4 protein-coding genes are annotated in these 11,507 nt (G+C 70.3%); 2 read left to right on the top strand and 2 right to left on the bottom strand.

Features of this window, described 5'->3' with window-relative positions; translation table 11 throughout:
* Positions 1–252: 252 nt before the first annotated feature.
* A complete protein-coding gene (locus ABQF13_RS22315; RefSeq protein WP_448394977.1) occupies positions 253–1,113 on the top strand; it encodes an LLM class F420-dependent oxidoreductase in 861 nt (286 codons plus the stop codon).
* Here the strand turns inward: ABQF13_RS22315 and ABQF13_RS22310 are convergent.
* Complete coding sequence (locus tag ABQF13_RS22310) at positions 1,110–4,565, bottom strand: non-ribosomal peptide synthetase (RefSeq protein WP_448394976.1); 3,456 nt, start codon at positions 4,563–4,565, stop codon at positions 1,110–1,112. The genes ABQF13_RS22315 and ABQF13_RS22310 overlap by 4 nt on opposite strands.
* Before the next feature lie 99 nt (positions 4,566–4,664).
* On the opposite strand from ABQF13_RS22310, the gene ABQF13_RS22305 reads away from it, so the two are divergent.
* Positions 4,665–6,320, top strand: coding sequence for a (2,3-dihydroxybenzoyl)adenylate synthase (locus ABQF13_RS22305; protein ID WP_448394975.1), 1,656 nt, complete (start codon positions 4,665–4,667; stop codon positions 6,318–6,320).
* Between the two features lie 12 nt (positions 6,321–6,332).
* On the opposite strand, the gene ABQF13_RS22300 is transcribed toward ABQF13_RS22305, so the two are convergent.
* A complete protein-coding gene (locus ABQF13_RS22300; protein WP_448394974.1) occupies positions 6,333–11,444 on the bottom strand; it encodes a beta-ketoacyl synthase N-terminal-like domain-containing protein in 5,112 nt (1,703 codons plus the stop codon).
* Positions 11,445–11,507: the final 63 nt, after the last annotated feature.

The following is an 11,507-nucleotide window of genomic DNA, read 5'->3' as shown; positions in this document are numbered from 1 at the left end:
GCCGTGACGTTACCTTATCTTCGGCTCGCCGAACACGCCTACGCTCCGAGTGCTATCCGGTGATGTCGACCACTTAACGTGCGGCTTGTTTTCCGTTCAGCCCTGGACGGCCATCGTTCAACCGGTGGCGGCAACCCGGGGTGGGGGGCCAGCAGCTGGCCCAGGCGCGAGCGTGTCGTACGTGGCGACGCGTTGGCCGCATCCGGTGTCTGCGTAACGTGGGTGCCATTGGTTCGTTCGAAAGGACAGGTCATGGATTTGGCAGGCGTCGGCATTTGGAGCTCTCAGCTGCGCTACGGCGACCAGGGTGAGGCCGCAGAGGCGGCGGCCGAACTGGAGGACCTGGGCTTTTCGGCGCTGTGGATTCCCGACGTCGGCGGACCCGTCCTCGACACGGTCGACCATCTGCTGTCGTCGACCAAGGACGTCGTCATCGCCACCGGCATCCTGAACCTGTGGATGCACGAGCCCGCCGAGGTGGCGGCGCGTTATGCGGCCTCGGCGGCGAAGCACGGTGAGCGTTTCCTGCTGGGCATCGGGGTGAGCCACGCCCCGCTGATCGACTCGAAGGAGCCCGGTCGCTACCGCAAGCCGCTGGCGGCCACCCGCGCCTTCCTCGACGGCATCGACGCGGCCGACACGCCGGTGCCGGTCGACAACCGGGTGCTCGCGGCGCTGGGCCCGAAGATGCTCGAGCTGTCGGCGACGCGGTCGCGCGGTGCCCACCCGTATCTCGTCACACCCGAGTACACCCGTCGCGCCCGCCAGGTGCTAGGTGCGGGTCCGCTGCTGCTGCCCGAGCAGACCGTGCTGCTCACCGACGATCGAGACGAGGCGCACGCGCTTGGAAAGGGCTGGCTGCGTTCGTATCTGGCAATGCCGAACTATGCCAACAACATGCTGCGGGCGGGCTTCACCGAGGAGGATGTGGCCTCGGTCAGCGACCGGTTGTTCGACGCAATCATCGCCTGGGGCGACGAGCAGACGGTGCTCGCACGGGTCAAGGAGCACCACGATGCCGGCGCCGACCATGTGTGCGTGCAGGTGCTGACTGCCGACCCGAGGGAGTTCCCCCGCGAGCAGTGGCGTCGGCTGGCCGCGGCGCTGAGCTAGCTGAGTTCGGAAAGCACTTCGGCGCTGTCCAGCTGCGCGACTTCCAGGTACACCTCGGCGACCGCGTTGAGCCGCTCGCTGTCGCGTTCACGTGCGCGCAACCGCTCGGCCAGCTTCGCCACGCAGCGCGCCGCGAACATGTCGGTGACCATCACCGACGACGTGTCCAGCCACTCGCGAACCCTGGCCACCGCCTGAGTCGCCAGTAGCGAATCACCACCGAGCGCGAAAAAGTCATCGTCGACGCCAACCTGCGGTTCATCCACGCCGAGCACCCGGGCGACGATCGCCACCAGCGCCGACTCCAACGGGTTCGCCGGCGCCCGGTAAGCGTTCTCGGCGGGCACCTCGGCCTCGGCCAGTTGGCGCTGCACCGCCGCCCGGTCGATCTTGCCCGCTACCGTGAACGGGATCCGGTCGGTCACCACCAGAACTTTCGGAACCATATGTGCCGGAACGAGTTCAGCCATCTTCGCCGCGACCGTGTGCGAGTCGACGGCCGGGTCGGTGGTTCGCGCCATCGCGGCCAGCACGTCGGGCTCGCCGGGCAGCACGGCGGCGACGGCGGCGTCGACGCCCGCGACGCGCTTGAGCGCCGCCTCGACCTCACCGAGCTCGATGCGGTATCCGCTGATCTTGACCCGGTGGTCGATGCGGCCCACGAACTCCAACGTGCCGTCCGGCCAGTAGCGCACGAGATCACCGGTGCGATACCAGACCCGGCGGTCGTGTTCGACGAACTTCTGCGCGGTCAGGTCGGGGCGGGCGCGGTAACCGCGCGCGATGCCGCGCCCGGCGACCCACAGCTCCCCGGGCACCCAGTCCGGGCAGTCCGAACCGTCAGCGGCGACCACGCGGCACGCGTTGTTCGGAAACGGTGTGCCGTAGGGCACCGAGTTCCAGTGCGGCGGCGGCTCGCCGACCTCACACAGCGTGGCGTGCACCGCGGTCTCGGTCGCACCGCCCAGCCCCGCCGCACGCACGCCCGGTGCGGCGTTTCGCAGCGCCACAATGAGTTCGGGGCGCACCCAGTCACCGCCGAGCAGCACCACCCGCAGGCTCGACAGCCGGGCGCCGCCGACGCTCAGCAGCATGTCCAGCCAGCCCGGCATCCAGTTCAAGAACGTGACCCCGTGGCGTTGGATCAACTCGGCCCATCGGTCGGGGTCGCGGCGCTGCTGCTCGTCGACGACGACGACCGCGCCCCCGGCGCGCAGGACCGCGAAGATCTCCAGCACCGACATGTCGGCTTCCAGCGAGGCCAACGCCAGGCTGCGGTCGGTCGGCCCGAGATCGAAGTGCGCGGCGAGAAACTCGACGGTGTTCAGCACCGCGTCGTGGGTCAACTCGACCCCCTTGGGTTCGCCCGTCGATCCCGAGGTGAACAACACGTATGCCAACGCCGACGGGTCGACGGCGTCGGGTTCGAAGGGCGCGTCGCGACCGGTCGCATCGGCGACGGGGATCGTCGGCACGTCAGGTAGTTCGGCACCCGGTCGGCTGTCTCCGCACAACAGCACTGCCGCAACGTCACTGGACTGCAGGATCCGCGCGGTCCGGTCCGCCGGTTGGTCCGCGCCGATCGGCAGATAGGCCGCACCCGCTGCCAGGATGCCCAGTACCGCGGGGATCTGCTCGGCGCACTTCGGCCCGACCAGCGCGACCAGGTCACCCGACCGGACCCCATTGTCGCGCAACGTCTGCGCCACCGAAAGCGCCTGGCTGCGCAGCTCGGCGTAGCTGAGGTCACCGTCGCCGCTGAACACCGCGGGCGCATCCGGCGTGGCCTGCGCCGCACGAAAGAAGCCGTCGTGCAACGCTTCCCCGCTCGGTGTCGCCATTGTCGCGTTCAGCGCAGCGCGCACTGCACGCGCGGCCTGCGGAACCGCGGGCGGATCCGGGGCCTCCCAGGCCGCGTCGTCGGTGGCAAGCCTGGCCAGCTCGGCGACGTGATAGGCGAACATCGCATCGGCCACACCGGGGCGGAAGGCGTCGACGCGGACATCCCAGTTGATCATCAGGCCGGTCGCCAGCGGTGTGGCCTGTGCGTCGATGAGCACCTGCGGGCCCTGCGAGATCGTCCACACCGGTGCGCCGAACTGATCGGTCACCTCCCCCGCGAACAGATCACCGAGACCGATTGCGCTGGTGTACACGATCGGCGCCAGCGTCTGGGTGCCGCGGTGCCGGCCCAGGTCGCGCAGCACCGACAACCCGGAGTAGCTGGAGTGCCGCGCGGTGCTGTGCAACGTCTCCTGCACCGCGCGGGTGCGCTCGGCGGGCGTGCGGGTCTGGCTGAGGTCGATGTCGAGCATCAGCGACGAGGTGAAGCACCCGACCAACTTCTCGACATCGGGATGGAACGGCTCGCGGCCGAACATCGGAAGGTTCAGCAGGAAGCGCGCGTTCGTCGACCAGCGCGCCAGGGCGTTGGAGTACGACGCCGCCACCGCCATCGCCGGGGTGAGGCCGCGGCGCTGCGCGGCGGCGAACAGCTCGTCGCGCGTGGGGACGTCGAAGACGTGCCACAACCGGACGCTGCGACGCGGATCGGCTTGTTCGACCGGTGGAACCAGCGGCAGCACAGGCGGTTCGGGCAGCTCCGGTATCCGCTCGGCCCACCACCGCCGATCCTCCTCGGTCGGGCCGGTGTCCGACGCCGACAGGGCAGCGCGGTACTCGCGGTAGGTGTAGCCCAACTCAGGCAGCTCACCCCCGCGGTAGAACACCGCGAGATCGGCCATGAACTTGCGGTAGCTCACCGCGTCGGCGGCGTTCATGTCCATGTCGACGTGCAACCGGGTGCGTCCACCGGGGCACAGCGACAGGCTCAGTTCCAGCACGTCGCCGTCGAGGATCTGGTGCGACTTCTCGTCGCGGATGGCGTCGAGCCGTGCGGCCGCGGCGTCCTCGGCCAGGTCCCGCAGGTCATACACCCACACCGGCAGGTCCCGGTCGCTGATCCGCTGGGTGCCGTCGGGCAGGATCTCGACGCGCAGCATCGGGTGGCGCGCAACGAGTTTCGCAGCGGCATCCCGCAGTCGCTGCGGGTCTACGCCGGTGCCATCGAACTCGACGTACAGATGCGCGGCCACCCCGCCGAGCTGCTGATCGTCGTTGCGGCCCAACCACATCGCGTGCTGCATGGGTGCCAGCGGGAACGGGCTGTCAGCCTCGCCGTCCTCGGTGGCTTCAACGCCGCGGGCGTCGGGCTCGGCCGTGCGGTCGCCGACCAGCGCCGACCACGCGGTGATGGTGGGGTTCTCCGCCAGCGCGGCGAAGTTGACGTCGATGCCCTGCTTACGCCAGCGCCCGGACAGCGACATCATCCGGATGGAATCCAGTCCGGAGGCGATCAGATCGGCGTCGGGGTCGACGGCGTCGGGGCTGACGCCGAGGAGTTCGGCGACCTCCGCGCGCACGGTATCGGACCTGGTCGCCGCATCACCCACGCTGTCCTCCAAATTAGTACAGGCTGCCCTAACTAACCCGGTGGAGGCTACCTTATATTCGAGGCACCGCACACGCCGACCAGAGGGGCCACATCGTTCATGAGCACCGGTTTCACGCCGCCGCGGGCCGACTTCAGCGACCTGGCCACAGGGTTCGTGCCGTTTCCCGCCGACCGGGCCGACAAGTACCGCAAACTGGGCTACTGGTCCGACCGGCGGCTCGATTCGATCCTCACCGACGCGGTGACCGTTTGGCCTGACCGCACCGCGGTGCTCGACGCGCACGTCACCTACACGTTCGCCGAACTCGACGCGCGCGCGAACCGGATCGCCGCCGCGTTGGCTGACCGCGGCATCGCCGCCGGCGACCGCGTGCTGCTGCAGCTTCCGAACACGTGTGAGTTCGCGGTGGCGCTGTTCGGCCTGCTGCGTGCGGGCGCTGTGCCGGTGATGTGCCTGCCGGGGCACCGCTCGGCCGAACTCAGCCACTTCGCTGCGGTCAGCGGCGCGGTGGGGCTGGTCATTCCCGACGTCATCGCCGGCTTCGACTACCGCGATATGGCCGCAGGTCTGGTGAACGACCATCCGGCGTTGCGTCACGTGTTCGTCGACGGTGAACCCGGTCCGTTCCGATCCTGGTCGCAGCTGGGCGATTTCGACGGTGACTTTGAGCCGGTGCCCGTCGACCCGGATCTGCCGGCGCTGCTGCTGGTGTCCGGCGGCACGACGGGGCTGCCCAAGCTGATCCCGCGCACCCACAACGACTACGTCTACAACGCGGTCGCCAGTGCACGAGCGTGCGGGCTGACCGCCGAAGACACCTACCTGGTGGTACTGCCCGCTGGTCACAACTTCCCGCTGGGCTGTCCCGGCCTGCTCGGGTCGATGACGGTCGGCGCCCCGACGGTGTTCACCACCGATCCCAGCCCGGAGTCGGCGTTCGCGCTGATCGACCGTCACAACATCACGGTGACCGGGATCGTGAACGCGCTGGCCAAGATGTGGACGCAGGCCTGTGAGTGGGAACCGGTGCTGCCCAAATCGTTACGGCTGGTCCAGGTCGGCGGGTCGCGGATGACCCCCGAGGAAGCACGCTACATCTACGCGGGGCTGACGCCGGGGCTGTCGCAGATTTTCGGGATGGCCGAGGGCATGCTGAACTTCACCCGCCTCGGCGACCCCGTCGACATCGTGCTCCACACGCAGGGCCGGCCGATGTCCCCGCACGATGAGATGCTGGTGGTCGACGACAACGGCGCCCCGGTCGCGCCGGGCGAAGAGGGTGAGCTGCTGGTGCGCGGACCCTACACGCTCAACGGCTATTACCGTGCTGATGAGGCCAACGCCCGATCGTTCAGCCCCGACGGGTTCTACCGCACCGGCGACCGGGTGCGGATCTTCGCCGACGGTCCACGGGCGGGCTACGTCGAGGTCACCGGCCGCATCAAGGACGTCATTCACCGCGGTGGCGAGACGGTCTCGGCGTCCGACCTCGAAGAGCACCTGTTCGCGCACCCGGCGATCTACGCCGCGGCGGCCGTCGCGGTGCCCGACGACTATCTCGGCGAGAAGATCTGCGCTGCCGTGGTTTTCAACGGCGCACCGATTTCATTGGCCGAGCTCAACGAGTTCCTCGACGGGCGCGGCGTGTCGGCGCACGCCCGGCCCGACATGCTCGCGCCGCTGCCGTCGCTGCCCAAGACCGCGGTCGGCAAGGTGGACAAGAAAAAGGTCGTGGCGCAGCTGCTGTCCTGACGGCTGGCCCGCTCAGGATGCGGGGACCTCTTCGCGTGCGGCCCTGACCAATTCGACGATCCGGTCAGATACCGCGCCGGCCGTCGGGTACTCCCACAGCAGGGTCGGCGGTAATGACAGACCGGTCTGCTTCTCCAGCTGGCGCAGCAGACCGACCGTCATGATCGAATCGACGCCGAGCTCGACCAGCGGCCGGCTCATGTCAACGGCGTCCTCGGGTAGCCCCAGTTGGCCTGCGACGGCCGCCCCCACCCGCTGGCTGACCTGCTCCGGATCGGCGTCGACACCGACCACCTCCCCCGGCAGCGTCTCCGTACCGGTCTCGGCGGGTGCCACGTCGGCGAGCATCGGCACGGCGGCGGCATGCGGAAGCAGCGGCAGCACAACTACATTCGCGTCCTCGAGTCGCATGGCAATATCCAGTGCCCGCATCGCGTCGTCGGCGGTGACGGTGTCCATTCCCAGCGCGTCGAGTTGCGCCGCGACGAACCGTGACGTCGAGCCCATGCCCAGACCACGCCACGCGGTCCACGCGACGCTGACGGTGCGGTCCCCCAGCCGTGTGCGGTGGCGGGCCATGGCGTCGAGGTAGGAGTTCGCGCAGGCGTACGCGCCCTGCCCCGGGAAGCCGGCGAGATAGCCGCACGACGAGAACAGCACCATCCAGTCCAACTGCCCGGGCGCAAACACTTCGTGCAAGGTCGCGGTGCCGTCGACCTTGGGTCGCATGGCGGCCTCGATATCGCCCTGGCCGGTATTGACCAGCAGCGCACCGGCTTCCACACCCGCGGCGTGGATCACGCCGCGCACCGGCGGCAGGTTGCGCAGGGCGGCGCGCAGGGTGTTGGCGGCGTCGGGCGCCGCGATGTCGACGGCGACGACGTGAACGGACACCCCGCGCTCCTCGAGGGCCTCGACGGTGCAGACCAGCTCGGAGTCCCCCGCGTCGCGCCATTGGGAGCGCTCAGGCATGCCGGAGCGCGAGAGCAGCACCAGCCGCCGCGCCCCGAGGTCGGCCAGCCGCTGGGCCATGCGAAGTCCCAGCACACCGGTGCCGCCGGTGATGAGGTAGGTGCCGCCGGCGCCGCACTGCATCGGCGCCCCGGTGCCATGGCCCGCGTCGGCCAACCGGGCGACGGTCGCGACGCCGTCACGGACCACCACGACGGAGTGGCCGGGCAGCGACCCCAACGCGCCGACGGGAAGGTGCGCGTCGGCCACGTCGAGCACCCCGCCGAAGACCTCCGGGTGTTCGGCTGCGGCGACGCGGGCCAGCCCCCACAGCGGGGCGTGCACGACGTTCGTCCCTTCGTGCACCCCCTCGGTGAGCACCCATATCCGCGCCTTGCCGCCCTGGGCGAGCAGCTGTTTGAGCGTGCGCATCACGAGGTCGACCGATCTCTGCGGCGAGTCGCGGCTGGCAGGCAGCACCAGCACCACCGCGTCGCGGTCCAGTTCGGCAACCGTGGTGAGTTCGTCCGGATCGGCGCACATCGCATACGGCACATCGGCGGCGGCGAGGTCGCGGGTGACGAACCCCCGCGTGTCGGCGTCGCCGCCGACGAGCATCACCGCCGCGGGACGGTTGTCTTGGCGCCACGGCAACGGATGCCATGCCAGCCGGTGCACGATCCGCGAAACATCGCTGCCCGTCGGGCTTTCCAGCTCTTCGAACGCCATCCCGGTCAGCGACGCGCGCACCTGCCCGGACTCCTCGGCGATCAGCACGTCGGTGGCGGTGGTGGCGGCGTGGCGCCGGATGTGCAGCAGGGCCACCGCGGGTGGGCGGCCGTGCACCGCCACCCGTTCGATGTGGGCGGGCATCCGTAGCCGCGGCGGGCCGTCGAAGACCGTCGAGGCTGCCGATGTCGCCGCGTCGAGAAGTGCGGCCCAGGTCGCCGGCTGCGATCCGTCGGGCCGGGCGGCGACCCGGACCAGCATTTCGTCGCCGCCGCGACGCACATCGGTGATCTGCCAATCGAATCCCATTGCGGCCACGCCCAGCGACGCCAGGGTGTCGACCACGTGTTCGGCGGGTAACGGCTCGGGGCAGCGGACCCGGATCGCGGGTTCGTCGATCGTGTGGCCGCGCAGATCGGTGATGTCGGCATCGACGGCGGCCACGGCGCTGCTGTGGGTGAGCCACCCGTCCTCGGCGGTGTCGTCGTCGAGAACGCAGGTCGACAGGGTCAGCGTGCGGTCCTGCAGCACCACCTGGACGTCGCGGGCGCGACCGGGCGCCACCGGCGTCCGCAGTCGCACGTCGAGCAGGTCGGAGTCGGCGGCGGCCAGAAAGGTGTTCAAAAGGACTGCGGCAGGGACGATCTCGGTGCCCTTTACCGGGTGGTCGCCGGGGTAGGGCCGGGTGTCCATATCGACGCGGGTCTGCCACATGCGCGTCGCCACCGCACCGGTCACCTCGATGCGGCCGCCGAGCAGGGTGTGGGTATCGACGTCGTGAACGCCGCGCCCGCCCGGCGGCGGCGTCGGGGTGCGCCAGAACCGGCGGTGCTGCCATTGGGTCACCGGCAGGTCGTCGGCCCACGGCGCGGCGACGTCGATCCCGTGGTCGACCGGTGCGCCGTTGCAGTGCAACGCGGCCAGCGCGGTGGCCACCGATGCCATCGCGGGCCGCTCACGGCGCAGCAATGGCACGACCGCGTGCTCGTCGGCGCCCGAGACCGTCAGCGTTTCGACGATCGAATGAGCCACCACCGGATGGGCGGACACCTCCAGGAACAGGCGGTGCCCGTCGCCGACGGCGGCGGTGACCGCTTCGGCGAAGCGCACCCGGCCGCGCAGGTTCGCCACCCAGTAGTGCTGGTCGCGCGGCGCGGTCGAGCGCGGGTCGGCCAATGCGGTGGTGTACAGCGGGATCCGGGGTGCTCTGGTCGGCGGTAGCTGCGCGGTGAGTCGGGCCAGCTCACCGGTGAGCGCGTCCATGGCCGGACTGTGAAACGCCACGTCGGTGTTGACCCTGCGCACCATCAGACCTTCGTCGGTCCAGGACCGACAGACCTCTTCGACGACGTCGATCGCGCCGGAAATCACGGTCGACTCCGGTGACGCGCTGATCGCGGCCACCACCTCGGAGCGTGCACCCAGCCGAATTTCGGTCTCCGCGAACGGAAGCCGCACCAAGGCCATCGCCCCTTGGCCCATCACGGTGCGGAACCCGCGGGCCCGGTAACAGGCCACCGCCGCGCCCACCGTCAGGTCGAACACCCCCGCCGTCACGCAGGCGGCGACCTCGCCGACGGAGTGGCCGATCACGGCCGCCGGCGCCGCGCCGCGGGCCCGCAGCACCGCGGCCAACCCCACCTGCATGGCGAACGTCAACGCCTGCACCCGGTCGGTGCCGCCGAGGTCGCCGGTGCGCAGCGCGTCGCGCGCCGAGAAGCCCAGCTCGGCGGCGAAGACCGGTTCGACGGCGTCGATCACCGCCGCGAAATGCGGTTCATCAGCCAATAATTCGCGGCCCATCTCCGGCCAGTGCGAGCCGTGCCCGGAGAACACCCACACCGCGCCGTCGGCGGCGCTCGGCAGCGCGGTGCCGGTCACCACCGAGGCGTCGGGTATCGCGTTGGCCAGCGCATCGACCCCGGCCGCAATACCGTCGACGTCGTCGGCGACGACGGCGGCCCGCACCGGTTCATGCGAGCGGCGCAGCCACGTCGTCGCGGCGACCTCCGGCAGGGCCACGTCGCCGACACGCAGGCGCGCCGACAGCGCCGCGGCCTGGGCACGCAGCCGTGCGGTGGACCGCGCCGACACCGGGATGACAGCCGGATGGTGTTGTGTCCGGGTGGTTTCGGGTTTGCGTTGCGGCGCTTCTTCGAGGAGGACGTGGGCGATGGTTCCGCCGTAGCCGTAGCTGCACACCGCGGCGCGTCGCGGCGCGTCCTCGGCGCGTTTCCACTGCTCGACCTCGGTGGGCACCCGCAACCCGCTGCTGGCCCAGTCGACCGCCGGGGTCAACGACCGCACGCCCGCGGTCGGCGGGATCGCCTCGTAGTGCAGCGCCAGGGCGGCTTTGATCAGGCCGACGATTCCGGCGCCGCCCTCGAGGTGGCCGACGTTGGGTTTGACCGATCCGATGCGGCACGGCGCGTCGGCGGGCCGGTCGACGCCGTAAACCTCCGACAGCGCACGAACTTCCGTGGGGTCTCCGGTCGGGGTACCGGTGCCGTGAGCTTCGACGAAGTCGACACTGGACGGGGCGATGTCTGCGGATGCGCAGGCGCGCCGGAACATTTCGGCCTGCGCGGCACCGTTGGGCGACATGATGCCGACGGTGCGGCCGTCCTGGGCGACTGCCCCGCCGCGCACGACGGCGTAGATGTGGTCGCCGTCGCGCAGCGCGTCGCTGAGCCGCTTGAGCACCACGACGGCGGCGCCTTCGCCGCGGCCGTATCCGTCGGCGGCGGCGTCGAAGGTCTTGCATCGGCCGTCGGGTGCGGTGGCACCGGCGACGTCGAGCACCCGGGTCAGGCCGGGGCCGATCAGCGCGCTGACCCCGCCGGCTAACGCAAGCGCCGTCTCCCCCGCGCGCAACATCTGGCAGGCCTGATGCACGGCTACCAGCGATGCGGCGCACGCGGCGTCCAGCGCCACGCTGGGCCCGCGCAGATCGAGCAGATGCGACACGCGGTTGGCGATGCCGCACAACGAGGTGCCGATTCCCGTCCAGGCTTCGATGCCGGGGAGGTCTTCCATGACCAACTTGCCGTAGTCGTCGGAGTTGACGCCCATCAGCACGGCGGTGTCACTACCGGCCAGCGATCTCGGCGGCACCCCGGCGTGCTCGAGCGCCTCCCAGCTGACCTCCAACGCCAGGCGCTGCTGGGGATCCATCAACTCGGCCTCCCGTGGGGAGACACCGAAGAACTCCGCGTCGAAGCCGGGCAGATCGTCGAGGAAGGTGCCTAAGCGGGTGACGTCGCGCAACACCGCGGCGTTACGCGGATCGCGGCGCAGGTACGGCTCCCATCGTTCGGCGGGCACTTCGCTGACCGCGCTGCCGCCGTCGCACAGAAACCGCCAGAACTGGGCGGGCGTGGTGATGTTGCCGGCCAGCCGGCACCCCATGCCGACCACCGCGACGGGCTCGGAGGCTGCGCTCACGAAAGAGTCCGACGGGCACCAGAAGCCCCACTGGTCTGGATAGCCTTGCCTAAGTCGCAACGC

Source organism: Mycolicibacterium sp. XJ879, from assembly GCF_053483935.1.
Note: the sequence above shows the minus strand (reverse complement) of the source record. Positions and strands in the feature narration are given on the sequence as shown.